The 24,496-nt window shown below is 69.0% G+C and carries 25 protein-coding genes, 1 pseudogene and 1 riboswitch; of the genes and pseudogenes, 10 read left to right on the top strand and 16 right to left on the bottom strand.

Going from position 1 to position 24,496, the window contains the following annotated elements; all coding sequences use genetic code 11:
• Positions 1–5: 5 nt before the first annotated feature.
• Positions 6–2,357 carry a heavy metal translocating P-type ATPase gene (locus ACHAAJ_RS10330; RefSeq protein ID WP_435728054.1) on the top strand — a complete coding sequence of 784 codons (2,352 nt, stop codon included), beginning with the start codon at positions 6–8 and terminating at the stop codon, positions 2,355–2,357.
• 6 nt (positions 2,358–2,363) lie between these two features.
• Here ACHAAJ_RS10330 and ACHAAJ_RS10325 read toward each other — a convergent pair whose 3' ends face one another.
• A complete protein-coding gene (locus tag ACHAAJ_RS10325) occupies positions 2,364–3,308 on the bottom strand; it encodes an EamA family transporter (RefSeq protein ID WP_435728053.1) in 945 nt (314 codons plus the stop codon).
• 88 nt (positions 3,309–3,396) lie between these two features.
• Between ACHAAJ_RS10325 and ACHAAJ_RS10320 the strand changes: the two genes are divergently transcribed.
• Entirely contained in the window at positions 3,397–3,954 is a 558-nt protein-coding gene (locus ACHAAJ_RS10320) for a CGNR zinc finger domain-containing protein (RefSeq protein WP_435728052.1), read from the top strand.
• A gap of 90 nt (positions 3,955–4,044) precedes the next feature.
• Positions 4,045–4,371 carry a hypothetical protein gene (locus ACHAAJ_RS10315; protein ID WP_435728051.1) on the top strand — a complete coding sequence of 109 codons (327 nt, stop codon included), beginning with the start codon at positions 4,045–4,047 and terminating at the stop codon, positions 4,369–4,371.
• 2 nt (positions 4,372–4,373) lie between these two features.
• On the opposite strand, the gene ACHAAJ_RS10310 is transcribed toward ACHAAJ_RS10315, so the two are convergent.
• From ACHAAJ_RS10310 to ACHAAJ_RS10295, 4 genes are all read right to left on the bottom strand, one after another.
• Positions 4,374–4,676 carry a hypothetical protein gene (locus ACHAAJ_RS10310; protein ID WP_435728050.1) on the bottom strand — a complete coding sequence of 101 codons (303 nt, stop codon included), beginning with the start codon at positions 4,674–4,676 and terminating at the stop codon, positions 4,374–4,376.
• Positions 4,677–4,712: 36 nt separating this feature from the next.
• Positions 4,713–5,291 (bottom strand): hypothetical protein, encoded by a 579-nt coding sequence (locus tag ACHAAJ_RS10305; protein WP_435728049.1) that lies wholly within the window; start codon positions 5,289–5,291, stop codon positions 4,713–4,715.
• Between the two features lie 28 nt (positions 5,292–5,319).
• The gene (locus tag ACHAAJ_RS10300; RefSeq protein ID WP_435728048.1) at positions 5,320–6,471 is read right to left on the bottom strand and encodes a S1C family serine protease; all 1,152 of its coding nucleotides are present in this window, start codon (positions 6,469–6,471) and stop codon (positions 5,320–5,322) included.
• Between the two features lie 65 nt (positions 6,472–6,536).
• Positions 6,537–7,901, bottom strand: a complete 1,365-nt coding sequence (locus ACHAAJ_RS10295) for an MATE family efflux transporter (RefSeq protein ID WP_435728047.1) — start codon at positions 7,899–7,901, stop codon at positions 6,537–6,539.
• Between the two features lie 62 nt (positions 7,902–7,963).
• Between ACHAAJ_RS10295 and ACHAAJ_RS10290 the strand changes: the two genes are divergently transcribed.
• Complete coding sequence (locus tag ACHAAJ_RS10290) at positions 7,964–8,827, top strand: NYN domain-containing protein (RefSeq protein ID WP_435728046.1); 864 nt, start codon at positions 7,964–7,966, stop codon at positions 8,825–8,827.
• A 14-nt stretch (positions 8,828–8,841) separates the two neighbouring features.
• Here ACHAAJ_RS10290 and ACHAAJ_RS10285 read toward each other — a convergent pair whose 3' ends face one another.
• From ACHAAJ_RS10285 to ACHAAJ_RS10265, 5 genes are all read right to left on the bottom strand, one after another.
• The gene (locus ACHAAJ_RS10285) at positions 8,842–10,008 is read right to left on the bottom strand and encodes an MFS transporter (protein WP_435728075.1); all 1,167 of its coding nucleotides are present in this window, start codon (positions 10,006–10,008) and stop codon (positions 8,842–8,844) included.
• A gap of 60 nt (positions 10,009–10,068) precedes the next feature.
• Entirely contained in the window at positions 10,069–10,830 is a 762-nt protein-coding gene (locus tag ACHAAJ_RS10280; protein ID WP_435728045.1) for a CPBP family intramembrane glutamic endopeptidase, read from the bottom strand.
• A gap of 55 nt (positions 10,831–10,885) precedes the next feature.
• Positions 10,886–12,907: an ABC transporter ATP-binding protein gene (locus tag ACHAAJ_RS10275; RefSeq protein ID WP_435728044.1), complete on the bottom strand. Its 2,022-nt coding sequence runs from the start codon at positions 12,905–12,907 to the stop codon at positions 10,886–10,888.
• On the bottom strand, positions 12,908–14,641 hold the full coding sequence (locus tag ACHAAJ_RS10270) for an ABC transporter ATP-binding protein (RefSeq protein ID WP_435728043.1): 1,734 nt from the start codon (positions 14,639–14,641) through the stop codon (positions 12,908–12,910).
• 237 nt (positions 14,642–14,878) lie between these two features.
• On the bottom strand, positions 14,879–15,676 hold the full coding sequence (locus ACHAAJ_RS10265; RefSeq protein WP_435728042.1) for a dioxygenase family protein: 798 nt from the start codon (positions 15,674–15,676) through the stop codon (positions 14,879–14,881).
• Positions 15,677–15,821: 145 nt separating this feature from the next.
• On the opposite strand from ACHAAJ_RS10265, the gene ACHAAJ_RS10260 reads away from it, so the two are divergent.
• From ACHAAJ_RS10260 to ACHAAJ_RS10245, 4 genes are all read left to right on the top strand, one after another.
• Positions 15,822–16,934, top strand: coding sequence for a WD40/YVTN/BNR-like repeat-containing protein (locus ACHAAJ_RS10260; RefSeq protein WP_435728041.1), 1,113 nt, complete (start codon positions 15,822–15,824; stop codon positions 16,932–16,934).
• Between the two features lie 8 nt (positions 16,935–16,942).
• A complete protein-coding gene (locus ACHAAJ_RS10255; protein WP_435728040.1) occupies positions 16,943–17,230 on the top strand; it encodes a MoaD/ThiS family protein in 288 nt (95 codons plus the stop codon).
• A gap of 32 nt (positions 17,231–17,262) precedes the next feature.
• The gene (locus tag ACHAAJ_RS10250) at positions 17,263–18,297 is read left to right on the top strand and encodes a pirin family protein (RefSeq protein WP_435728039.1); all 1,035 of its coding nucleotides are present in this window, start codon (positions 17,263–17,265) and stop codon (positions 18,295–18,297) included.
• Positions 18,298–18,375: 78 nt separating this feature from the next.
• Entirely contained in the window at positions 18,376–18,891 is a 516-nt protein-coding gene (locus tag ACHAAJ_RS10245; RefSeq protein WP_435728038.1) for a GyrI-like domain-containing protein, read from the top strand.
• Positions 18,892–18,933: 42 nt separating this feature from the next.
• Here the strand turns inward: ACHAAJ_RS10245 and dnaB are convergent, their stop codons facing one another.
• Positions 18,934–20,310, bottom strand: coding sequence for a replicative DNA helicase (dnaB, locus tag ACHAAJ_RS10240; protein WP_435728037.1), 1,377 nt, complete (start codon positions 20,308–20,310; stop codon positions 18,934–18,936).
• A gap of 753 nt (positions 20,311–21,063) precedes the next feature.
• Between dnaB and ACHAAJ_RS10235 the strand changes: the two are divergent.
• Together ACHAAJ_RS10235 and ACHAAJ_RS10230 are read left to right on the top strand one after the other, a co-directional pair.
• Positions 21,064–21,351, top strand: a pseudogene (locus ACHAAJ_RS10235) (DUF1801 domain-containing protein); the annotation flags it as partial.
• Between the two features lie 28 nt (positions 21,352–21,379).
• Entirely contained in the window at positions 21,380–21,826 is a 447-nt protein-coding gene (locus tag ACHAAJ_RS10230; RefSeq protein ID WP_435728036.1) for a hypothetical protein, read from the top strand.
• A gap of 37 nt (positions 21,827–21,863) precedes the next feature.
• On the opposite strand, the gene ACHAAJ_RS10225 is transcribed toward ACHAAJ_RS10230, so the two are convergent.
• The 5 genes from ACHAAJ_RS10225 to rpsF form a co-directional block, all read right to left on the bottom strand.
• Entirely contained in the window at positions 21,864–22,370 is a 507-nt protein-coding gene (locus ACHAAJ_RS10225) for a flavin reductase family protein (protein ID WP_435728035.1), read from the bottom strand.
• A 15-nt stretch (positions 22,371–22,385) separates the two neighbouring features.
• Positions 22,386–22,501, bottom strand: a riboswitch (SAM riboswitch).
• A 147-nt stretch (positions 22,502–22,648) separates the two neighbouring features.
• Positions 22,649–23,101, bottom strand: a complete 453-nt coding sequence (rplI, locus tag ACHAAJ_RS10220; RefSeq protein ID WP_435728034.1) for a 50S ribosomal protein L9 — start codon at positions 23,099–23,101, stop codon at positions 22,649–22,651.
• Positions 23,102–23,116: 15 nt separating this feature from the next.
• Positions 23,117–23,356 carry a 30S ribosomal protein S18 gene (gene rpsR / locus ACHAAJ_RS10215; RefSeq protein ID WP_149956646.1) on the bottom strand — a complete coding sequence of 80 codons (240 nt, stop codon included), beginning with the start codon at positions 23,354–23,356 and terminating at the stop codon, positions 23,117–23,119.
• Between the two features lie 63 nt (positions 23,357–23,419).
• Positions 23,420–24,004: a single-stranded DNA-binding protein gene (locus ACHAAJ_RS10210; RefSeq protein WP_435728033.1), complete on the bottom strand. Its 585-nt coding sequence runs from the start codon at positions 24,002–24,004 to the stop codon at positions 23,420–23,422.
• Between the two features lie 41 nt (positions 24,005–24,045).
• Positions 24,046–24,351 (bottom strand): 30S ribosomal protein S6, encoded by a 306-nt coding sequence (rpsF, locus tag ACHAAJ_RS10205; protein ID WP_435728032.1) that lies wholly within the window; start codon positions 24,349–24,351, stop codon positions 24,046–24,048.
• Positions 24,352–24,496: the final 145 nt, after the last annotated feature.

The raw sequence follows: 24,496 nt of genomic DNA, 5'->3' as shown, positions 1-24,496 counted from the left end.
AAGACATGGGCAACGAGGACACGGCCGGAGGTGCCGGCCGGATTGTCGAGCTGGACATCCGGGGAATGACCTGCGCCTCGTGCGTAGGTCGGGTCGAGCGCAAGCTCGGCAAGATCGAAGGCGTCGAGGCGCTGGTCAACCTGCCGCTCGAGTCCGCGCGGGTCACCGTTCCGGACGAGGTCACCGACCAGCAGCTCATCGACACCGTCGGCTCGGCCGGCTACCAGGCCAGTCTCAAGCGCGATGCCCACGCCCACCACCCCCCGGGTGCCCGGGGCGCCACGACGGGGAACGACGACGGCGCTGGCCCGGGATTCGGCGGCTCTCCCGGGGCTCCCGCGGACCACTCGGACCACGGCGCGGGCGACCACATGGGACACGGGGGCACGGCACGCCAGCTGGCGCCGCGGCTCATCGTCGCCGCCATCTTCACGGTGCCGCTGTTCATCGTCTCCATGGTCCCCGCCGCGCAGTTCCCGCACTGGGGCTGGGTGGCGTTCGCCCTCGCGACGCCGGTGACCCTCTGGTCCGGTTGGCCGTTCCACCGGGCAGCCGCAATCAATGCCCGCCACGGCGCGTCCACCATGGACACGCTGGTGTCCATCGGCGTGCTCGCCGCCTACTTCTTCTCCGCCTGGCAGCTCATCGCGGACCCCGGCCTCACCGAACACGCGGGCACCGGCATGGCGATGGACGGGGCCGGACACCAGCTCTACTTCGAAGTGGCCGGCGTCGTTGCGACGTTCCTGCTGCTCGGTCGGTTCCTCGAGGCGCGGGCCAAGGCCCGCGCCGGCGACGCGCTGAAATCCCTGCTGGACCTGGGCGCGAAGGAGGCCACGGTCGTGCGCGACGGACGCGAGGTCCGCGTCCCCGCCGCCGATCTGGTCCCCGGCGACGAGTTCGTGGTGCGTCCCGGCGAGAAGATCGCCACCGACGGCTACGTCGTCGAGGGCGCCTCCGCCGTCGACACCTCCCTGATCACCGGCGAATCCGTGCCGGTGGACGTCGGCCCGGACGACACCGTCACCGGCGCCACGATCAACGCCTCCGGCCGGCTCCTGGTCCGTGCCACGCGCGTGGGCCGCGACACCACGCTGGCGCAGATGGGGCGCCTGGTCTCCGAGGCGCAGACCGGCAAGGCGCCGATCGCCCGGCTCGCCGACCGCATCTCGGCCGTCTTCGTGCCGATCGTGCTGGCCATCGCCGTGCTGACGTTCGTGCTCTGGCTGGCCATCGGCGGCGAACTGGGACCGGCGTTCACGGCCGCGGTCACCGTGCTGGTGATCGCCTGCCCGTGCGCGCTGGGCCTGGCCACGCCGATCGGCCTGCTGGTCGGCACCGGCCGCGGGGCCCAGCTGGGCATTCTCATCCGCGGCCCGCAGGTCCTCGAGGACACACGCCGGGTGGACACGGTCCTGCTGGACAAGACCGGCACCGTCACCGAGGGCAAGCTGTCAGTCGTGGACGTCGAAACGCTCGGGGACTTCGGCCGCGAACAATTGCTGTCCCTCGCCGGGGCGGCCGAATCCGGATCCGAACACCCGATCGCCCGCGCGATCGTCGAGGCCGCCGAGGAGGCCGACGGCTTCCGCCGGGTCGCCTCCACGGTGCGGGACTTCGCCTCCGAGGCGGGCGGCGGTGTCCGCGCGGACGTCGGCGGCGCCGTCGTGCTGGCCGGCAAGGCCCAGTGGCTGGCCGACAACGACGTCGAGCTCCGGGACACCGATTACGCCGCGCTCCACGCCGCCCAGGACAAGGGCACGACGGCGGTGCTGGTCGCCGTCGACGGCGGCGTGGCCGGCGTCCTCGGCCTGCGCGATACCGTCAAGGCCGGATCCGCGGACGCGATCTCCCGGCTGCGCGCCCTGGGCCTGCGTCCGGTGTTGCTCACCGGCGACAACGGACCGGTCGCACGCCAGGTGGCGGCCGAGGTGGGAATCGACCCGGATGCGGTGTTCTCCGACGTGCTGCCGGAGGGCAAGGTGGAGGCGGTTCGCCAGTTGCAGGCGGCCGGGGCCGTCGTGGCCATGGTCGGCGACGGCGTGAACGACGCCCCCGCGCTGGCGCAGGCCGATCTCGGCATCGCCATGGGATCGGGGACCGACGTGGCCATCGAGGCCGCGGACATCACCGTGATGGGCAACGACGTAGCCCAGGTCGGGCAGGCGATCGAGCTGTCCCGCAAGACGCTCGCGACGATCAAGGCCAACCTGTTCTGGGCTTTCCTCTACAACACGCTGGGCATCCCCGTGGCGGCGCTGGGCCTCCTGAACCCGATGCTCGCCGGCGCGGCGATGGCGGCCAGCTCCGTGCTGGTGGTCGCGAACAGCCTCCGGCTCCGGCGGTTCGGGCGGTAAGGCGAGTCAGGGCGAGCGGAGCTCATCGGCGCGCACCAGCAGAACGCCGCCGACGATCAGCGACCCTCCGAGCAGCTGGATCCCCGCCGGCATCTCGCCGAGCAGCAGCCAAGCCCACAGGACGGCGAACAGGACCTCGGTCAGCGAGACGAACGACGCCAGCTTGCTGCCCAGGGCGCGTGCGGCCATGATGCCGGAAACGTACGCGATCACCGTCGCGACCACCACGAGTCCGAGCAGCGCGACCCACCACGGCGTCGCGAAGCCCACGAAGTCGACGTCCGTGAACGTGGCCTCCATCGGCAGCAGGCGCACGGCGCCGAGCAGGAACATCAGGACGGCACCCACCACCAGGCCTCCGGTGGCCAGCACCAGCGGCGGGAGCGTGGCGTTGGCCTTGGCGGTGATGAAGAAATACACGGCCAGCCCGACGGCGGCGGCGAGCCCCCACAGCACGCCGATCGGGTCCACGCGCTCGGTTCCCGTCAGGTTCAGCACCAGGACGAGCCCGAGCAACGAGACCACGGTCCCGGCGATGGTGAGCGGGGCCGGAAGGCGCCGGCTCCGCGCCCAGAGGGTCAGGACGATCAGGACGGGCGCCAGGTACTCGAGGAGCAGCGCGACCCCCACGCTCAGCCGCTCGACGGCCTGGAAGTAGGAGAACTGGCAGATGCCGACGCCAAAGAGCCCGAACAGGCTGATCGGCTTCCAGTTCTCCAACACGGTCGCCCACCGCCCGCGCAGGACGACGAGCGTGGGAATCAGGAGGATCAGCGCCGCACCGGCCATGCGGGCCCCAACCGCCGCTCCGCTGGACCATCCCGACTCCAACAGCGGTTTCGCGAAGGATCCCGAGATCCCGAAAACCGCCGAGGAGAAGAGCGCGATCCAAATGCCCGTCATTGCGGGGCCACGGATGGCGGTCTTCCCCGGTGCTTGTTGCGTTGCCATGGTTTGCTTTCGGGTGTCATGAGTAAAATCGGATACACTGATGACAAGAAGCATACGCCCAATCCACCGAAAACCGACAGGAGCGAAAGTGAGCTTTGCGCCTGACACATTGGTTGCGCTCGCATCCGTCGTGAATCTGGTCAACACCGCGGAGACGGATGTCGACGGACTCCTCACCGGGGCCGATTTGGACGAGTTCCTAGCCCGGGAGCAGTTCACCGGATCGCGCACCCACTCGGCGGGTGAGTTGCGCGCGGTGCGCCAGCTCCGCGCCACGCTGAGGTCCATCTGGTTGGCCGACGAGGACGCGGCGGTCGCCACGGTGAACAACATCCTGCGCAACGCCCGCGCTCTTCCCCAGCTCGTGAAGCACGACCATTGGGACTACCACCTGCACGCCACGACGCCGGAGGCCCCGCTGGCCGAACGCATGGCCGTCGAGGCCGCCATGGCGTTCGTCGACGTCCTGCGGTCCGGGGAGCTGGAGCGGTTGCGGGTCTGCGCCGCGGACGACTGCGGCGCCGTCGTGCTCGATCTGTCCCGGAACCGCTCCAAGATGTACTGCGACACGGGGAACTGCGCCAACCGCGAGCATGTCCGGGCCTATCGGCGGCGGCGCGCACGGGCGGCCGGGACGGACGGGTAGCCCGCAGGTGTGCCGTCCACGCGGGGGCATCCGGTCATAGACTGGGGTCAGGCGGTTCCACCCGCCGCAGGAACCACGAAAGGAACGACCGTGACCCACGAGATTCCGGCCGCGCACGCCTCGGCCGACTACGACGTCGATCTGGAAAAGGCAACCGACGGACCGTTCAAGGCCGCCGGACGCTGGTTCGTGGGCATCGCGGACGCGGTGCTCGGCGGCGACGGCTCGGACGCCATGGGCGCGACGGCGGTGGTCCGCCGCATCGACAACAACGCCGAGGTACTGCGCATCACGGGCAACAACATCGACGAGGCGGAGGGTCTTGTGGCCCTCATCCGGCGCGACCTCGAGGAAATGACCCGCGAACAGTTCCTGCGGGAATGGGACGGCAAGGACGGCGTCGAGACCGCCTCCTGAGGCTAGCCCTTGGGCTTGCGGCGGTCCGGGTTCAGCGAGGAACGGTTCACGCCGGCACCCCCGCCGTGGCTCTTCGGGTTGTCCTTGCTTGCCATCGTCAGCACGGAAATAACCAGCAGGCTCGCCACGAAGGCGATGCCGAACGCGGTCAATCCGATGTCGATGCGGAACGGCTCGTCGGAGCCTCCGGTGGCGAAGACGGACGCGGCCACGCCTGCGACCAGGCCCAGGACCAACGAGAAGATCAACGGCGCCTTGATGCTCTGCTGCCAGTCGGGCTTCTGCTGGGACGGGTTGTTGCCCACGGGGGTTCCTCCTGAAGGGATGGTGTGGCTCCCAGTCTAGCGAGGTTCGGCGGGGCGTCTGGCATCGTGCCGGTACCCGAACGCGGCGATCAGGCCGAACACGGCCACGATGATCGCACCACCGCCGGCGATGCCGAACAGTCCATGCGCGTCCAGATCGAGTCCCATCGCGAGCGACCCGAGCAGGCCGACGCCGGTCCCGACGGAGACCACACCCGTCACCAGAAAATCCCGAACGGCCACGAGACCGGCGCGGTGACGGAGCCAGGCGGTCAGTTCCAGCAGTCCCGACAGCACCAGCGCGGAACCTCCGGCAAGGGCCACGGCACTCCCACCCGGCATGAGCAACATGGAGACGGCGGCGAGCGACCAGGCGATCGCGGCTCCGCCGAGGAGTCCGCGGACGGGGGAGGGAACGACGGCGGCCTGTGCGAAATCCCACACGGCCTTGGAGGTCAGAACCAGGTACGCGGCGAACGCGTAGGCGAACACGTTCTCACCCGGCGTTGGCCAGAACACGGAGAGCCCACCGAAGACCGCGGCCACCACGGCCCTGAACATCACGGGTTTCCAGAGCGCTTCGGCGATTTCGGGGGGTGTCGTCAGGGCAGGCACCTCCCGATTCTAGTTCGCGACGGCCCGGTCAGTTGGTGCCGCTGGCATCCAGGACCGCCGAACCCGTCCGGTTCGCGCCATCGGCGTCCTTCCACGACATCGACACCGTGTCCCCGGGCTCGTGGTCCGAGAGGGTCCGCGCCAAATCCCCGTGGTCGCCGACGTCGACACCGCCGATCGCCGTGATGGTCGAGCCGACGGTCAGGCCCGCCGCGTCCGCGACCGATTCCGGCGTTACGTCCACGACCGCGGCGCCCGCCTCCATCGGTTGTCCGTCACCCCGGGGCCCAGATGCAGCGGCGGCGGGCGAGGCGATCGCCACGCCGAGCGCCGCATCGGGGCCGATGTCCACGGCCCCCGACTCGTCGCCGGCTGCGACCTGTTCGGTGATGCCCAGCGCCGTTGCGACAGGAACCGCGTAGCCGTTGATCTCGCTTCCGGTCGACGCCGCGGTGGTCATGCCGACGACCTCGCCGTCCGCGTCCACGAGGGGTCCACCGGAGTATCCCGGAACCACGTCGGTATCGGTGGCGAGGAGTCCGGAGAGCCTCTCCCCCGCACCGCCCGCGTCCCGGGTGGTGAGAGATTCGCCGGTCGACTCCAACACGCCCGCGACGGTCGTCAGGTAGCCCTGGCCGCGACCGTTGCCGATCGCGGCGACCGCCTCGCCGGGCCGGGTTCCGTCGTCGTCCATGGACACGGTCTCCAGTGCGGACGCGTCCTTGAGTTGGAGGACGGCGACGTCGTTCGCCTCGTCCTTGCCCACGACCGTGGCGGTGTGGACGGCCCCGGTGTCCGCCACGGTCACCCGCACCTCGGTGGAGTCCTCCACCACGTGGTGGTTCGTGAGGGCCAGGCCGCCGGACGTCAGGACCATTCCGGTGCCGGCGCCTCCGCCGGAGGCGGTCTCGGTCTTAACCAGCAACACGCCCGCGGCGTCCGTGCGGGTGCCCGGGTCGACGGCGGTCGACGTGGCGGCCGCCGCGGTGCCGGGGGAGCCGCTGTAGCCGCTGTAGCCGTGGCCCAACGAGCTGCCGGCCCCCTCCAACGCGGGGTCAACGGCGGTTGCCGAGGCGGCCGGCGCGACGCACGCCACTGCGAAGGCGGCGATGCTGGCGCCGGCGCCGACACGGCGGGCAAGGGGGTGGCGGGTGGTGCAGTTTGCGGGATTCGTGTCCATGCATCCTTTCGGGAGGGCGATGTATCCATTCCATCCCATCCGCCCGTGCACCATCCCAGCGGAGGCTATGTCTGCGCTGTGAGTCCCGCGGACTCCCCCATCCATGCGTCGCCGCGCACGCGCCAGAGCAACGTGGCCGCCCGGGCGCACATGAACACGACGCCGAAGGCGAGCCACAGCCAGAGGATCGCCGACGTGCCGGGAAGGTCGGTCAGGGCGACGAGCCACAGCAGCGGCAGGTACACGACCAGGGTCACGACGCCCGCGATTGAGAGGTACCGTGCGTCCCCGGCCCCGATCAGCACGCCGTCCAGGACGAACACCAGTCCGCACACCGGCTGCGCGGCGGCCAGGACCCACAGGCCGACGGCCGCGGCGCGCTGGACATCGGCGTCGGATGTGAACAGCGCGCCGACGAACGGGGCGGCGAGCGCCAGCAGCACGCCGGTGGCCACGCCGAACAGCAGGCCCCAGCGCGTCATCGTCGCGGTCAGCCGGCGGGCCATGGCCGTGTTGCCGGTGCCGAGCTCCTTGCCGATCAGGGCCTGCGCGGCGATGGCGAGCGCGTCCAGGGCGAACGCCAGGAACGTGAAGAGCGTGAACACCAACTGGTGTGCGGCCAGCGTGAGGGTGCCGTGGGACGTAGCCACCCAGACGGTCGCCAGCAGGGCCAGCCGCAGGGAGGCGGTGCGCAGCATCAGCCAGGACCCGACCCTCCCGGTGGCGAGCATGCCGCCACGGCTCGGCCGCAGCCGCACGCCCTCCGCGCGGGTCCGGGGCACCAGCAGCCAGAGGTAGACGGCCGCCATGCCCCACTGCGCGATCGACGTGCCGAGCGCCGAGCCGGCAACGGACATCCCTGCGCCGTAGACGAGGGCGTAGTTCAGCACGATGTTCGCGCCGAATCCGACGCCGGCCACCACCAGGGGCGTCTTCGTGTCCTGCAGTCCGCGCAGGACTCCGGTCGCGGCGAGGACTAGCAGCATCGCGGGCAGGCCGGGCATGGACCAGCGGAGGTAGTCGACGGCGAAGCCGAGCGCGGCCCCGTCGGCCCCCATGGCGCCCAACAGCGCCGGCGCTGACAGCCATCCGGCCACCGCCAGCACCGCGCCCAGCGCGACGGCCAGCCAGATACCGTCCCGTCCCGCCGCGAGGGCGAGGTCCCGGCGTCGTGCTCCGACATGGCGGGCGACGGCCGGCGTCGTGGAGTAGGCGAGGAAGATCATGAGTCCGACGGCGGTGTGCAGCACCGTGGTGCCCAGGCCGGCGCCGGCGAGTTCGTCGATGCCGAGGTGGCCGACGATCGCCGTGTCGGCGATGAGGAACAGCGGTTCGGCTATGAGGGCGCCGAGCGCGGGGACGGCGAGCGCGAGGATCGTCCGGCCCAGATGGCGCGGCTCGGCGGCGTCCGCGCGGGGGTCAGGGGTCACCTTGACAGCCTAGTGCGACGCCGGCGGTAGGCTTGCCGGTAAATCGTGGACTGGGGGGTCTGATGGCTAGTGGTGTGCCACCGCGGCGAAACGTCGCCGTTCTTGTGGATTTGGAGAACCTGTTCGGCGGATACGGTCGGACAGTGGGCGCCGTCCCGCTCGGGAACCTGGTCACGGAGGTGCGCCGCGTGGTGGAACACACCGGCGTCGGCGCGGGCCTGGCCGTGGTCCGCGCGTACGCCAACTGGGCGCACCCGGACATGAACGCATACCAGGGCGACATCCAGCGCCACGGGATCGAACCGGTGCAGGTCTTCTCCTTCGGAGCCCGGGTGAGGAATGCGGCGGACATCGAGCTGTGCGTCGACGCGCTGGCCGTCGCCCACGACTCCCCGTGGATCGACACCTTCGTGGTGGTCACGGGCGACGGGGGCTTCATCCCGCTGGTGCGGCGGCTCCACGCGCTCGGGAAATACGTCGTGGTCGTCTCCGGTGGCCACGAGGACGCCGGCATCTCCAGCCACATGCTCCGTTCCGTGGCCGACGACGCGTACGAGTTCGGCCCGCTGGGGCTGACCGCCACCCCCGTCGCGGACCGGATCGAGGCGAAGGCGCCGGCGAAAAAGGCCATGACGCCGTCCGTCCCACCCAAGTCGGCAGCGAAGCAGGCCGTTCCGGCCGTCGCGGGCGCACCGACCCTCGAGGCCTACAAGGAGACCGTCCAGTCGCTGATCGGCGCGAACCCCGCCTTGGTCGTCGATGGCAAGGTCGCCGGCTCGGCGCTGGGCTCGCTCCTGCGGAAGCAGTGGCCCGAAACCACCCACAAGGACTTCGGCAGCGCAACGCTGGGCGCCTTCCTGCGGTTGCACCTGGCCCTCGAAATGGCGCGGCCCGTTGCGGGCGGCGGCAAGCCCGCCGGCACGTGACTGTCCCCCGCGGATCAGGCTCCGGCCGGTGCCGCGCCGTCCCGCAGCGCCCCGGTTGCGATGGCCGCGGCCAGGACCAGTAGCAACCCCACCAGGCCGGCCGCCCCGGGCCAACCCCACGGGGCGAACGCCAGTCCCACGGCCCAGCCGAAGAGGCTCGATCCGCCGTAGTAGGCCAGGTTGTAGAGGCTGGCCGCCTGCGCGCGGCCGCCCACCGCGAGCGCGGGGACCCAGCCGCTGGCCACGGCGTGGGCCGAGAAGAACCCGGCGGTCAGCAGTAGCAGGCCGGCGACGACGGCCGGAAGCCAGTCGATGAGCGTGACCGCGAGGCCCGCCCCCATGGCCCCGATCGAACCCAGCAGCACGGGCAGTCGTCCAAACCGGCCCACGAGGGCGCCGGACCTGCGCGAGGACCACGTCCCGGACAGGTACGCCAGGAACACCAGAGAACCCAGCGAGACCGGGATGAGGAACGGCGGCGCCTCCAGCCGGAAGCCCAGGTAGTTGTACACGGCGACGAATCCTCCCATCAGCAACAGGCCCTGCGCGTAGAGCGCCAGCAATCGCGAGCTGCGCAGGTTCCGGACGAGCAACAGGCGCAGCGGAACGGCGTCGGCCGATCTTCGTGGAACCGGCACGAACCCGCGCGGCCGTGGCGCCGACGCGATGAACACCGCCGCCGCGACCGCGGCGAGAAGACTCACGGCCAGGGTGCCCACGCGCCAGTTGACGAACTCGCTCAGCGGTCCGGCCACCAGGCGTCCGGCCAGGCCGCCCAGCGACGTCCCGGAGATGTACGTCCCCGCAGCGACGGCCGCGTGCAGCGGTGCGACCTCCTCGCTCAGGTACGCCAGAGCGACCGCCGGTATGCCGCCCAGCGCCAGCCCTTCGACGAAGCGGACGGCCAACAAAGTCTCGTAGGTCGGCGCCGCGGGAACCAACAGGCCCAGCGCGACGGCGGCGACGACCGCGACCGTCATGGTGCGGAGCCTTCCGTAGCGGTCGGCGGCAGCGGACCACCCGAGGACGGCGACGGCGAGGCCGAGGGTCGCCGAGGAAACGGCGAGCGCCGCCTGGGATTCGGCGACCCGGAGGTCGCGCGAGAGCTCCGGAAGGACGCCCTGGACCGAGTACAGCTGGGCGAACGTGGCCACGCCGGCCGCGAAAAGGGCCAGGATCATCCGCCGGTACCCCGGAGTTCCGTGCGCGTGGCCGGCCCAGCCGTCCGGTTCGCGGGCCACCTACTGTTCCAGCAGCGGGAGCACGGTGTAGGCGATCGCCAGGGCCACGCCGTTGTTGAACACGTGCAGGATGTACGCGTAAGCCAGGGACTTGCCGCTGAGGACGTAGGCCACGCTGATCACCGTGCCGAGCGTCAGGTACGGAACCAACGACGTCGGATCGAAGGACCCGGTTCCTATGAAGTGGATGCCCGCGAACAAGACGATCGAGATCGCGACGCAGACCCAGACGTTGATCCTGCGGCTCAGCTTGCCGATCAGGAGGTGGCGGAAAACGTACTCCTCCACGAACGGACCCATCACCACGGCCACGACGAACATCGTGGGGAACGGCACCGACGTCGTCATGCCTTCGATCGCCAGCTGGTTTTCGCTCTTCACCGCCTCGCCCATGGTCATCAGGACGCTGGCGGTGATGATGAGGCTCCCGAGCCACGCGCCGGGGATCAGGAAGCCCTTGGCCCACGGGTGGTACCGGAACGTGCGCAGCGAGGAGGCCAGGGCGCCGACGCCCATGATCATCGATGCCGTGAACAGCACCGCGTAGGCGACGAGGTTGACCGCGAACGACGCGCTGTCCGGCGTCGTGAACGTCTCGTGGAAGCCGGGCACCAGCGTGAGCAGGCCGGCGAGCCCCACAACGAACAACAGCACGTACGCCAGCAGGACCACCGCGTCCCCGCGGCGGAAGGGTCCCGGATCGAAGACGGGTTGCCGGCGCCGTGGCGCGGGTGTGGGGAACTGGCCCGGGACGTGCTGCATGCCGACCAGCCTATCTCCGCCCGCCCCCGCCACCCGAAGTGGACATTACCGGGGGTTAGTTAACCGCGGTATTGTCCACTTCGCGTGGTTCGGTGGGGGACGGGGCGGCGAACTGCGAGACGTAGAGGCGGTGGTACGCGCCACGGGCCGCCAGCAGCGCCTCGTGGTTGCCCTGCTCCACGATGCGCCCGGACTCCATCACCAGGATGGTGTCGGCGTCCCGGATCGTGGAGAGCCGGTGGGCGATCACGAAACTCGTCCGGTCCGTGCGCAGGGCGGCCATGGCGTGCTGGACCAGGAGCTCGGTGCGCGTGTCCACGGAGGACGTCGCCTCGTCCAGGATCAGCAGCGACGGGTTCGCCAGGAACGCCCGGGCGATGGTGATCAGCTGCTTCTCCCCCGTGGAGACGTTGGTCCCCTCGTCGTCGATCACCGTGTCGTAGCCCTCCGGCAGCGCCCGGACGAAACGGTCGACGTAGGTCGCCTCCGCTGCGGCCAGGACCTCCTCCTCGGTCGCGTCCAACCGCCCGTAGCGGATGTTGTCCCGGATGGAGCCGTTAAACAGCCACGCGTCCTGGAGCACCATGCCCACCTTGGAGCGCAGTTCGGCCCGCGACAGGGACGTGACGTCCACGCCGTCGACCGTGATCCACCCGCCGTCGAGCTCGTAGAAGCGCATGACCAGGTTCACCAGCGTGGTCTTGCCTGCCCCGGTCGGCCCCACGATCGCGACCGTGTGGCCGGGATGCGCCTCGAAGGACAGGTCCTCGATGAGCGGCTTCTCCGGATCGTAGGAGAACGTCACGCCGTGGAATCCCACGTGGCCGTCCGTGCGTTCCGGCAGGCTCGCCGTGGCGTTCTCGCGGTCCTGCTCGTCGGCGTCGAGCAGCTCGAACGTGCGCTCGGCCGAGGCGACGCCGGACTGCAGCATGTTCGCCATGCCCGCCATCTGGCCCAGCGGCTGGGTGAACTCGCGCGAGTACTGGATGAACGCCGTCGCGTCGCCCAGCGTCATCTGCCCGGAGGCCACGCGCAGGCCGCCGACGACGGCGATCCCAACGTACGCCAGGTAGGAGATGAACTGCATGACCGGGAAGATGGTCCCCGAGACGAACTGCGCGCCGAATGACGCCTTGAACAGCTCCTCGTTGCGTTCCTCGAACCTCGCCCGCGCATCGTCCTCGCGGCCGAAGACCTTCATCAGGTCGTGGCCCGAGAACGACTCCTCGATCTGGCCGTTGAGCGAGCCGGTGGACTTCCACTGCGCGGCGAAAAGTCCCTGCGCCCGCGTGCCGATCAGGGCGGCGGCGGCTCCGGAGAGCGGCAACGCGACGAGCGCGATCAGCGCCATCTGCCAGGACACGATGAACATCATGACGATGATGCCGATCACCATCAGAAGTGATTGCACCAGCTGGGCGAACGCCTGCTGCAACGCGTTCTGGATGTTGTCCACGTCGTTGGTCACTCGCGAGAGCACGTCGCCGCGCTGGCGGGTGTCGAAGTAGTTCAGGGGCAGGCGGTTGAGCTTGTCCTCGACGTCCCGGCGTAGGTTGTACACCACGCGCATGACGAGGCGGTTGAGGATGTAGCCCTGCGCCCACATGAACGCCGACGCCACGAAGTACATGGCCAGCACGATCATGATCAGGCGGCCGAGCTCCACGAAGTCGATTCCGGCGCCCGGGACCACGGCCATCCCGGAGAGCATGTCCGCGAGGTCGTTCTGTCCCTCGGCGCGCAGCCCCGCGATGACCTGGTCCTGCGTGGCGCCCTGCGGCAGGTTCTTTCCGACGACGCCGGAGAAGATCACGTCCATCGCCCGGCCGAGGATCCGGGGGGCGATGACGGTCAGCACCACGCTGGCCGAGACGAACACCAGCACCACGGCCATGGCCAGCCTCTCCGGGGCCAGCAGGCCGATCAGCCGCGCGGCGGACGGCCAGAAACGCTTGGCCTTCCGGACGGACTGCTGCCCGCCCCAGCCGTCGTCCATGGACATGTCCTCGAATTCCTCGACCTCGGGCGTCGTAGTGGACCCGGCCCGCGCTTCGCTTTCCCTGTTGCGCTTTCCCATCTAGGCCACCTCCTCCACGCTGCTCTGCGACTCGACGATTTCCCGGTACGTTTCCGAGGTTTCCAGCAGCTCGCCGTGCGATCCGCGGGCGACGACGGCGCCCCGGTCCAGCACCAGGATCTGGTCCGCCTCGGTGATGGTGGAAACCCGTTGGGCGACGATGACCACCGCCGCGTCCCGCGTGGGCCCCTTGAGGGCCGCCCGCAGCCGCGCGTCCGTCGCGACGTCCAACGCCGAGAACGAATCGTCGAAGAGGTACACGGAGGGACGGGCCACCAGCGCGCGGGCGATGCAGAGCCGCTGCCGCTGTCCGCCGGACACGTTCGTCCCGCCTTGGGACACGGGTGATTCGAGACCCTCGGCCCGCTCGCGCACGAAGTCGGCGGCCTGCGCTGTCTCGAGGGCCTCCCACAGCTCGGCCTCGGTGGCCTCCGGCTTGCCGAAGCGCAGGTTGGACGCGATGGTCCCGGAGAAGAGGTACGGACGCTGCGGCACCGCGGCCACGCGCTCGGAGATCTGCGCGCGCGTCATCGCCCCCACGGGGACGCCGTCCAGCAGGACGTCGCCCGCGTCGGCGTCGTACAGCCGCGGGATGAGGTTCAGCAGCGTGGTCTTGCCGGCTCCCGTGGAGCCGATGATCGCCGTCGTCTTGCCCGGTTCGGCGGTGAAGGTCAGGCCCGACAAAACCGGCGCGGCGGCGCCGGGGTACCCGAACGCGACGCCGCGGAACTCGACCGTTCCCGTGCGCGGGACCTCGACGGCCGGCGTGGGCGGGTCGCGAAGCGAGGGCTCGACGTCGAGCACCTCGGCGATGCGCTCGGCGCACACCGCGGCGCGCGGGATCATCATCGCCATGAAGGTGCCCATCATGACGGCCATGAGGATCTGCAGCAGGTACTGCAGGAACGCGGTCAGCGCGCCGACCTGCATCTCGCCGGAATCAACGCGCTGCCCGCCGAACCAGAGGACGGACGCGGTGGCGAGGTGGAGGACCATCCCGATGAGCGGGAACATCAGCACGAACAGGTTGCCGACCTTGACGCCGACTTCGGTCAGGCGCTCGTTGGCGGCCGCGAAGCGCTGGGTCTCGTACGGTTCCCGGACGAACGCGCGGACCACGCGGATCCCGATGATCTGCTCGCGCAGGACGCCGTTGATGGAGTCGATGCGCTCCTGCATCAGGCGGAAGAGGGGCATCAGCAGGTAGACCAGGAAACCGACGACCAACACGAGCACCGGCACGGACACCCAGACCAGCCAGGACAGGCCCGGGTCCTCGCGGAGGGCCATGATGATGCCGCCGATGCACATGATCGGCGTGGAGACCATGAAGTTCAGCCCCATGAGCACCAGCATCTGCACCTGCTGGACGTCGTTCGTGCCGCGGGTGATGAGCGTCGGTGCCCCGAACCGGTTCACCTCGCGCGCCGAAAACGCGGACACGGTGTGGAAGACGCCACTGCGCAGGTCCCGCCCGATCGCCATGGCCGTCTTCGCGCCGAAGTACACGGCGGCGACGGCGGTCAACACCTGCACGAACGCGACGGCGAGCATCACGCCGCCGGTGCGCCAGATAAAGTCCGTGTCCCCCTGCGTGACGCCCTCGTCGATGATCCGGGCGTTGAGGCTGGGCAGGAACAGCGTCGCGATGGTCGTGGCCAGCTGGAGCAGCAGCACGGCCGCGATCCAGCGCTTGTATGGCTTGGAGTACTGGAGGATGAGTCGCAAGAGCATGGGTCCAAGTCCTTCTTCAAACGCCCCACGGCCTCGCGGTGGCGGAGGATCTCGGGAGCGACCGACGCAATTGCGACGGGGCAAGGCACACTTTAGCCTCCGGACTTCGTGCGGGGGATCCGCCGGAGGGATGATTTCGCGACTACCCACCCCACCGCGCCCCGCCTCCCGAAGTGGACATGACCGCGGTTTATTACCCGCGGTCATGTCCACTTCGGGGGGTGGGGGTGCAGGAGGTCAGCCCAGGGTCCAGGACCGTTTCGACAGGCCGAACCAGAATCCGTCGATGGCGGTCTTCGCCTCTATGCCGCCCGAGGCATATGCCGCTCCGAGGGCGACGTAGAGGGGCGCCCAGTGCTCGGACCGCGGGTGCGCCTCGCGGGCGGCGGGGGCCTTGTGCAGGAAGTCCAGGATGGAATCGATGTCGCCGCGGCCCATGGCCTCCTCGGCCCAGTGGTCGAATTCGCTGGATGCCGACGGCGGCGCCACGTCCGGTCCCGCCGACGGGTTGAACCAGCGGAGGTTGTGCGTGGTGAACCCCGAGCCCACGATGAGCGTTCCTCGCTCGCGCAGCGGCGCCAGGGACTTCCCGAGTTCGAAGAGTCCCTGCGGATCCAGCGTCGGCATGGACATCTGCACCACCGGCACGTCCGCATCCGGGAACATTTCCTTCAGCGGAACGTAGGCACCGTGGTCCAACCCGCGCTCCTCGTCGCGCTCGACGTGGTGGCCGTGGTCGCCGGCCAGGCGGGCGACCACGTCGGCCAGCTCGGTGGCCTGCGGCGCGTCGTAGCGCACGTCGTAGTACTTCTGCGGGAAGCCCCAGAAGTCGTAGACCAGCTCTGTGGGACGGCGCGTGGCACTGAGCGTGACGGGCGCGTTTTCCCAGTGGGCCGAGACCATGAGGATGTCCTTGGGCTTGCCGATCTCCCCGGACCAGTCGGCCAGCTCGCGCGTCCAGCGCGCGTCGTCGGCCAGGGGCGGGGCGCCATGGCTGAGGAACAGGACGGGGGGCCGCTCGATTGTCTGCGTCATGGGTCCAGTCTAAACGTTTTTGATTGAATGTTCAAGCATGAAATCACGGTGTGGCTACCTTGGTGGCGAGCGTACGCGGACCCGACGGTAAATGGCATGCCGTAGGCCCTTGCCGGGCAACCAATGCGGTGGTGGACTGTGGGCCATGAGCACCGGAACCACCGATACGGCCACGACGACACTGATCGCCATCGGTACCAAGAAGGGCCTGTGGTTGGCCACCAGCGGGGACCGAGCCAGCTGGAACCTGGGTGAACCGCACTTTCTCAACATCGAAGTCTCCTCGGTGGCGATCGACACGCGAAACGGCGGCACGCGCATCCTCGCCGGCGTGACGGATTGGCACTGGGGGCCCACCGTCGTGTATTCGGACGACCTCGGCGCCACCTGGTCCGAGCCGGAGAACGGCGCCGTCAAGTTCCCCGCGGACACGGACGCCGCACTGGAGCGCATCTGGCACATCCGCCCGGACACGGCGGCCAGGCCCGGCGTCGTATGGGCCGGCTGCGAACCGATCTCCGTGTGGAAGTCGACCGACGGCGGCGAGCACTTCGAGCTCAACCGCGGCCTCTGGGACCATCCCCACCGAACCCAATGGCAACCCGGCGGCGGCGGCGCGACGGCCCACACGATCCTCCCGAACGCCGTTGACGAGAACACCGTCCACGTGGCCATGAGCACGGGCGGGGTCTACCGCTCCCGCGACGCGGGCGCCTCCTGGGAACCCCGCAACAGGGGCATCGCGGCCGGCTTCATGCCGGACGAGGAACCGGAGTTCGGGCAGTGCGTCCACCGCATCGCGGCGGACGCCGGAAACCCGGACCGTCTCTACGCGCAGAACCACGGCGGCGTCTACCGGACGGACGACGCCGGAGACCAGTGGGTCAGCATCGCCGGCGGCCTGCCGGCCGACTTCGGTTTCGTGTTCCTGAGCCACCCGCGCACCCCGGACACCGCGTGGACGGTGCCCCTGCAGGGCGACTACCAGCGCACGCCCGTGGGAACCCGGCTCAGCGTCTACCGCACGAAGGACGCCGGGACGACGTGGGAGGAGCAGCACGCCGGACTTCCCGACGTCGAATGGAACTCCGTGCTGCGCGATGCCGCCGGCGCCGACGACCACGACGGCGACGTGGGCGTCTACTTTGGAACGCGCTCGGGCGAGGTCTTCGCCAGCACCGACGAGGGCGCGAGCTTCACGACCGTCGCCGAACGGCTCCCCGACGTGCTCAGCGTCCGCGCCGCCGTCGTGCGCTAGGGGTTCGCATGGCCAGCGTCACCCTGCAGGTCCCGGCGGTCCTCGCTCCCACCGTGGGCGGGCGCCGCGTCTTCGAGGTGGAGTGCGACGCCGGGGCGACCGTCGGCGCGGTCCTCGACGCCGTCTCCGCCCAGTTCCCGGTGTTCGCGAGGCGGGTGCGCGACGAGACCGGCAGGGTCCGGCGGTTCGCCAACGTGTTCGTCGGCCGCGACAACATCCGCGACCTCGCCGGGCTGGACACGCCGGCGCCGGACGGCACGCGCATCATGGTCATCCAGTCCGTGGCCGGCGGGTAGCACCCCCGCCGCGGCGCGCCTAGGCTCTCACCATGAGCAACCTGGATCCCGCGCCCGACGAACTGCTGTGCGACGGCCGCGAGGCGGCATCCGCCGCAGTCGAACTCCTGGAGCCCCGCAAGGTCCCGCTCGGCGGACCCCGCGCCATGGACGTGCGGCGCACGCTGCCGCAACGCCAACGGAGCCTCATCGGCGCGTGGTGCTTCCTGGACCACTACGGTCCCGACAACGTGGCCGCCTCGGGCGGCATGCAGGTGCCGCGGCATCCACACACGGGCCTGCAAACGGTGAGTTGGCTCTTCACGGGGCAGGTCGAGCACGTCGACTCGGCCGGCAACGAGGCGACCGTCCGTCCCGGGGAGCTCAACCTGATGACCGCGGGCCGCGGCATCACGCACTCCGAGTTCTCCACACCGGAAACGGAGGTCCTCCACGGCGCGCAGCTGTGGACGGCGTTGCCGGACGCGACGAGGCACATCGAACCGGGCTTCGAGCACTTCCGTCCCGAACCCGTCTCCGGCGACGGGTGGGAAATGCGGGTCTTCCTGGGATCGCTCGGCGGCGGCGTGTCCCCCGTCCGCACACACACGCCGCTGGTGGGCGCCGAGCTGCTGCTCGAACCGGGGACGGAGTGGTCCCTCGCCCTCGATCCGTCGCACGAACACGGCATCCTGCTCGACGCCGGCGAACTGCGCGTCGACGGCCATCCCGTTCCCCGGGACAACCTGGCGTACCTGCCCACCGGGCGCACCGGCGTCGTGCTTGCGGCCGGGGATGAACCGGTGCGCGCGTTGCTGATCGGCGGGGAGCCGCTGGGCGAACAGATCGTCATGTGGTGGAACTTCGTGGGCCGCTCGCACGACGAGGTGGTCGCCTACCGCGCCGCCTACCAGGCCGAAATCGGCCGCGAACCGGCCGTACCGACGGCGGCGGGCGGAACCCCGGAGGAAACCGGAGCGTACGACGACGGAGCCCCCTACCCGCGCTTCGGCCCGTTTCCCGACGGCCGGCCCGCGCCGCTGCCGGCACCCGCCCTGCCCCAGGTCCGGATGCGGCCCCGGGGCTAGCGTGCCCTGTTGCCGGTGGCGGGGCGGGCGTAGGGTAGCGCCCACCAAGGCTTTCGTCCCCGCAGCGAGGAGCAGACCATGACCCAGCAGCACCCGCATGTGGCTCCCGCCCGGGAGGCTCCCGCGATCCTGAACCTCGCCGAGGCGCGCACCGCCGTCGTCCGCGGCCGGGACATTCCCGCCGAATCTATCGGAGGCTTCTACGACGACTCGTTCCGTGTACTTACCGCATTCCTGAGGGAACGATCGCTGACCGCCGTGGGCCCGGCCTTCGCCCTGCACACGCGCATGCCGGGGCAGACCATGGACCTCGAGGTGGGCTTCGCGATCGACCATCCCCTCTCCGGCGAGCACGCCACGGAGGACGGGACCCTGGTGCACGCGTCCGTCCTGCCCGGAGGAGCCGCGGCCACCGTCTCCCATCTTGACGGCTACGAACAGCTCGCCGCGGCATGGTCGTCGCTCACGGAGTGGGTCCAGGCCAACGGGCACACGCCGGGACTGCCGTTCTGGGAGGTCTACGTCACCGGGCCTTCGCCGGACGGCGACCCCGCGGCAATGCGGACGGACCTCTACCTGCCCGTCGACCGGTAGCCCCGTGTCGCGTCGCGGCGGCGCGCGGGCCGGTGGCCGCGGTTAGAACCCGCCGCCGCCCTCGCTGGCCATGTTGTTGAACCGGGAGTAGTGGCCCTGGAAGGCGACGACCATCGTCTTGGTGGGGCCGTTTCGGTGCTTGGCGACGATCACGTCGGCCTCGCCGGCGCGTGGGGACTCCTTGTCGTAGATATCCTCGCGGTGCAGCAGGATGACCATGTCCGCGTCCTGCTCGATCGATCCGGATTCGCGGAGGTCGGAGATCATGGGCTTCTTGTCGGTGCGCTGCTCGGATCCACGGTTCAGCTGGGAAAGCGCGATGACCGGGACGTCGAGCTCCTTGGCGAGAAGCTTGAGCGCACGCGAGAACTCGGAGACCTCCTGCTGCCGGGATTCCACGCGCTTTCCCGAGCTCATGAGCTGGAGGTAGTCCAGGACGACCATCTTGAGGCCGTGCTTCTGCTTCAGCCGACGGCACTTAGCCCGGATCTCCATGAGCGACATGTTCGGGGAATCGTCGATGTACAGCGGGGCGTCGTTGAGGCGGCCCATGGTCGTGGCGATCTTGCCCCACTGCTCGTCCTTGACGGTGCCCTTGCGCAGGTCCTGGAGGCCGATGCTCGCCTCGGCGGAGAGCAGACGCATGGCGATCTCGTTCCGGCCCATTTCCAGGGAGAAGAAGACGGTGGTCATGTTGTTCTTGATGGCCGCGGACCGGGCGAAGTCCAAGGCGAATGTGGACTTTCCGACCGCGGGCCGCGCGGCGATGACGATCATCTGGCCGCCGTGGAGCCCCTGCGTCAACTCGTCGAGCTCGTAGAACCCCGTCGGGACGCCGATCATGCCCTCGCCGCGGCTGCCGGCGGATTCGATCTCGTCGACGGTCCCTTCGATGATGTCGCGCAGCGCCACGTAGTCCTCGGCGGTGCGCCGCTCGGCGACGGCGTAGATCTCCGCCTGGGCCTGGTTGACGATCTCGTCGACCTCGCCGTCCTGCGAGTAGCCCATCTGGACGATCTTGGTGCCGGCTTCGACCAGACGGCGCAGCACCGCGCGCTCGCGGACGATCTCCGCGTAGAACCCGGCGTTGGCCGCCGTGGGAACCGACTGGATCAGCGTGTGCAGGTAGGCGGGGCCGCCGATCCGGGAGATCTCACCCCGCTTCGTCAACAGGTCCGAGACGGTTACTGCGTCCGCGGGCTCGCCCCGGCCGTAGAGGTCGATGATCGCCTCGTAGATCGACTCGTGCGCGGGACGGTAGAAGTCGATGCCTCGAAGGACCTCGACGCAGTCCGCAATGGCGTCCTTGGAAAGCATCATGCCGCCGAGCACACTTTGCTCGGCCACGAGGTCCTGCGGCGGGGTGCGCCCGAACTCCGCCTCCCGCGAACCCTTGGGCTCCGCTTGCGTCAACGACACGACAATTACCTTCCAGGTGAACGTGGGCGGCCTGCGGCGCGCCCTGAAGACTCCAGTATCACAGCGGGTTCCCACACCCGGGGGCCATTGAGTAGCCATGTGGATGGAGCTGTGGCAAACCAGCCTCTTATCCACAATTGGACCGAAGACCTTGCCACCATAGACCCTTAATCGGCCCAACCCAACACGCTTATCCACAGCCCGTGTGGAGAACCTGTGGGTACTACGGCGTGTTGTGTGCACAGACTGGGGATGACCCTGTGGATGACAAAGTATTTTAGTCCTCAATAGGCCTCTGACTAGGCAGTTAGTAGATGTCGGACAATTGCGGGAAATTAGTTTCCCGAGAACATTCAGGGCGACGTTGCATGTTTACTGCCGAGTAAACACCTAGGGGTGCCACCGGTTACCCACATATCCCCAACTTATCCACAGACACGCCCGCGATTCGTCTCCGCAAGCCGCGCGGGTCGTCCGTTTCCACCGCGTAGGTACCGGGTTCATGCTGGATGCCGCAGGGATGACAGGGGCGCCGTGGGTTGGTGGGAGGCGGCGTGGACTGGCCAGGTGTCCCTCGTGCCTGCTTTCGCAGGGTCGGCCACCGCACCATCAGAAGGTCCCCGACCGTGCCGTACCCGACCGGCGGCCAGAGAGCCCCTCTGGCCGCGAACGGTCCTTGTGGCCCGTCTGGGGCACTGCGATACTGTGCGCATGACCGAAGCCAAGACGAAACCGCGCCACGGGGATCCGGCCGGCTTCGGCGCCTACCACTACCGCTACGCGTCCGGTCGCGAGGGCGACGCGTGCGCCGTCGGATTCTCACCCCGGGGCGCCGGGCTCTCGCTGTACGGACTGACGTACGGCTCCGACGCCGCAGCGCTCCTGCCGCGACTCGGCAAGCACCGGACCGGGGCCGCCTGCCTCTACGTCAACAAGCTCGACGACGTCGACCTCCGCGTCCTCGCGGAACTAACCGCCGCGGGATACCGTCACGTCATGGCCGAACTCCACGCCGGCGGCACGGCACCCCAAACCACCTAGCGGCCCGCCCGCCACAAAGGAGCACACGATGTTCGGAATGAGCCCTCCGGAGCTGTTGATCACGGTTCTGGTCGCCGGGGCCCTGGTCTGGCTCCTGGTGGCCTCCATCGCCAACAGGCCACGAAACCAGACCAACGAGGAGGACGACTACATTGCGCGCCTGAACGCGGCGGCGGCGGAGCAGCAGCGGCAGGAGACGGAGCGCGCCGACAGGATCCGGCGGGCCACCGTGGAACGCTCAACGGCCGCCGCCAGGGCTTCCTCCGGCCGCACCGGCCAGGGCGCTTCGTACGCCGCGAGCCGCGCGGCCAGTGCGCAACACCCTCCCGGAGGGACACCGGATCCCGCCTATCTGGAGACACTGCAACTGATCCGCGCGGGCAAGACGGTGGAGGCGATCCGCAAGGTACGCCGGGACACGGGCGCGTCTCTGGGCGAGGCCACGAAGGTCGTCAATTCCATGCGCTCCGCCTGACCGCGCCAACGCGGCCGGGACGGCTTATCACGGCGGTTTAAACGAGCGCGGATTCCTGCAGCTTGCGGAATTCGGACCCGTGGAAGACCAGCGGTTCGTTTACGTCGCCGTGGGACTCGTGCCCGTGTACGCGCAGGATCACCACGTCGTGGTCGCCGGCGGATACTTCCTGTTCCACGCTGCAATCCAGCCAGAGGGCTGCGTCGTCCAGGAAGAGCGCACCCTCCTCGGTGGTTTCGATCTTGAGTCCCGCGAAACGGTCCCCGTCGCGGGAAGCAATCTGTCGGCAGACACCCTCGTGGAGTTCCCCCAGAACGGACACGCCGATCCGCGCGGCGCCGCGCACGATCGGCCAGGTCCGGGAGGTCTTTTGGACGGCGAACATGACGAGCGGTGGATCCAACGAGACGCCCACGGTGAAGGACGAGGCGACGATGCCCTGCGGCTTTCCGTCCACCGTGGCGCACAGAGCGGCGATCCCGGAGGGGAAGCGGGCGAACGAGTTGCGTAGCGAGTCCGGCTGGAGTCTTCCTGTCAGCGGCATGGTGTTCCTTCGCGTGCTCGGCACTTGCCGCTCCGGGGCATCCGGGCGGCCGAATCATCACCTGGAGCACCCCACTACCGAAAGAGGGTTGCCGTCCAACGAGCCAGGGCTTCGCGTTGGCGCTCTTGATTCACCCACAACGCTAGGCCGGACGGAGGGACGGGGTCAAAGACCCACGCAACATTTCGCAAGGAGACGCGGAAGGGCCCCGCCAACAGGCGGGGCCCTTCCGTGTTCAAGCACTCGTTCGGACGGGACGGATCCCGCCGCGTACGTGACTACTTTGCCGCGACGACCTGCAGGTCGAGCGTGGCGGAGACGTCCTCGTGCAGTCGCACGGTCGCCTGGTAGTTGCCGGTCGACTTGATGTGCTCCGGCATTTCAACCTTGCGCTTGTCGATGGCACCGAGACCGGCGGCCTGGACCGCCTTGGCGATGTCCTCGGCCTTGACGGTTCCGAACAGACGGCCGGAAGCACCGGCCTTGACGGTCACCTTGACCGGCTTGGCGGACAGCGCAGCAGCAAGCTGCTGCGCGTCTTCCAAGTTGGCAACGGCGCGGGCGGCACGGCCGGCCTTGATGGACTCGACCTGCTTCTCGCCACCCTTGGTCCAGGTCAGGGCGAAACCGCGGGGAAGAAGGTAGTTACGGGCGTAACCGTTCTTCACCTCGACAATGTCGCCTGCGGCACCGAGTCCGGTGACTTCGTGGGTCAGAATGAGCTTTGCCATGTTGGTATCCCTTCCTTAGCCGCGGCCAGCGCCGGAGTAAGGCAGCAGGGCAACTTCGCGCGCGTTCTTGATGGCCTGGGCGATCTTGCGCTGCTCCTGGACGGAGACGCCGGTCACGCGACGGGCACGGATCTTTCCGCGGTCGGAGATGAACTTGCGCAGCAATGCGACGTCCTTGTAGTCGATGACCTTGACGTCAGCGGCCTTCAGGGGGTTGGACTTTGGTTTGGGCTTACGGAGTTCAGCCTTAGCCATCGTGGAGCTCCTTTGATCTAGTGGAGCCCGCAGAAAGGTTCTGCGGGATGGTGAATATGGTGTTTAGAAAGGCGGTTCGTCAGAGCCGGGGTTGCTGCCCCAGCCACCACCGCCGCCGCCGGAGGACGACGAGGAGGACGCCCACGGGTCTTCCGCCGGGGCGCTCCAGTTTCCACCGGAGTTGCCGCCCGCGTTGCCGCCGGAGTTGCCGCCGCCGAATCCGCCCGAGTTGCCGGCGTTGCCGCCGCCGAACCCGCCGGAGTTGCCGCCGCCACCGCCGGAGCGCTGGGTGCGGGCGACCTTGGCAGAGGCGTAGCGCAGCGAGGGGCCGATTTCATCGACCTCAAGCTCGGTGACCGTGCGCTTTTCGCCTTCCTTGGTTTCGTAGGAACGCGACTTCAGCCGACCCTGGGCGACGACTCGCATGCCCTTGGTCAGCGTCTCGGCGACATTTTCGGCAGCTTCGCGCCACACCGATGCGCGGAGGAACAGCGTTTCGCCGTCCTTCCACTCGTTGGTCTGGCGGTCGAAGGTCCGCGGGGTGGAAGCGATGGTGAAGTTCGCCACCGCCGAACCCGACGGAGTGAAACGAAGCTCCGGGTCACTGGTGAGATTACCGATGACCGTGATGATGGTCTCGCCTGCCATGGTGCCTCCTGTTGTCGGTCTCTACGTAAAGGAAACGCAGACTACTCTGCGGTGACCTTCTGCTCTTCCGGACGGGTGATCTTGGTGCGCAGGATGGTCTCGTTCAGAGACAGCTGGCGGTCAAGTTCCGCGGAAGTCGCCGGGGTGGCGGTGAAGTTGACGACGGCGTAGATCGCTTCGGTCTTCTTCTGGATTTCGTAGGCCAGACGACGGCGGCCCCAGATGTCGACGTTGTCGATGGTTCCACCATCGTTGCGGACGACGTCCAGGAACTTGCCGAGAGTCGGCTCCACGGTACGCTCATCGACCTCGGGGTCGATCAGTACCATCAATTCGTAATTACGCATGTGAACCCACCTCCTTTGGGCTAAACGGTCACGGTCTTTCCGTAACAGGAGGTTCTTTGCGTTGGCTGCCGCCACGCCCGACTACGGGCACGGCGGAAACAGCCTGAACCATCCTACCGGATGTCCGAACCCCAGACTAACCCCG

The organism is Arthrobacter arnarulunnguaqae (assembly GCF_051262515.1).
In the GTDB taxonomy this organism is placed as follows: domain Bacteria; phylum Actinomycetota; class Actinomycetes; order Actinomycetales; family Micrococcaceae; genus Arthrobacter_N.
Note: the sequence above shows the minus strand (reverse complement) of the source record. Positions and strands in the feature narration are given on the sequence as shown.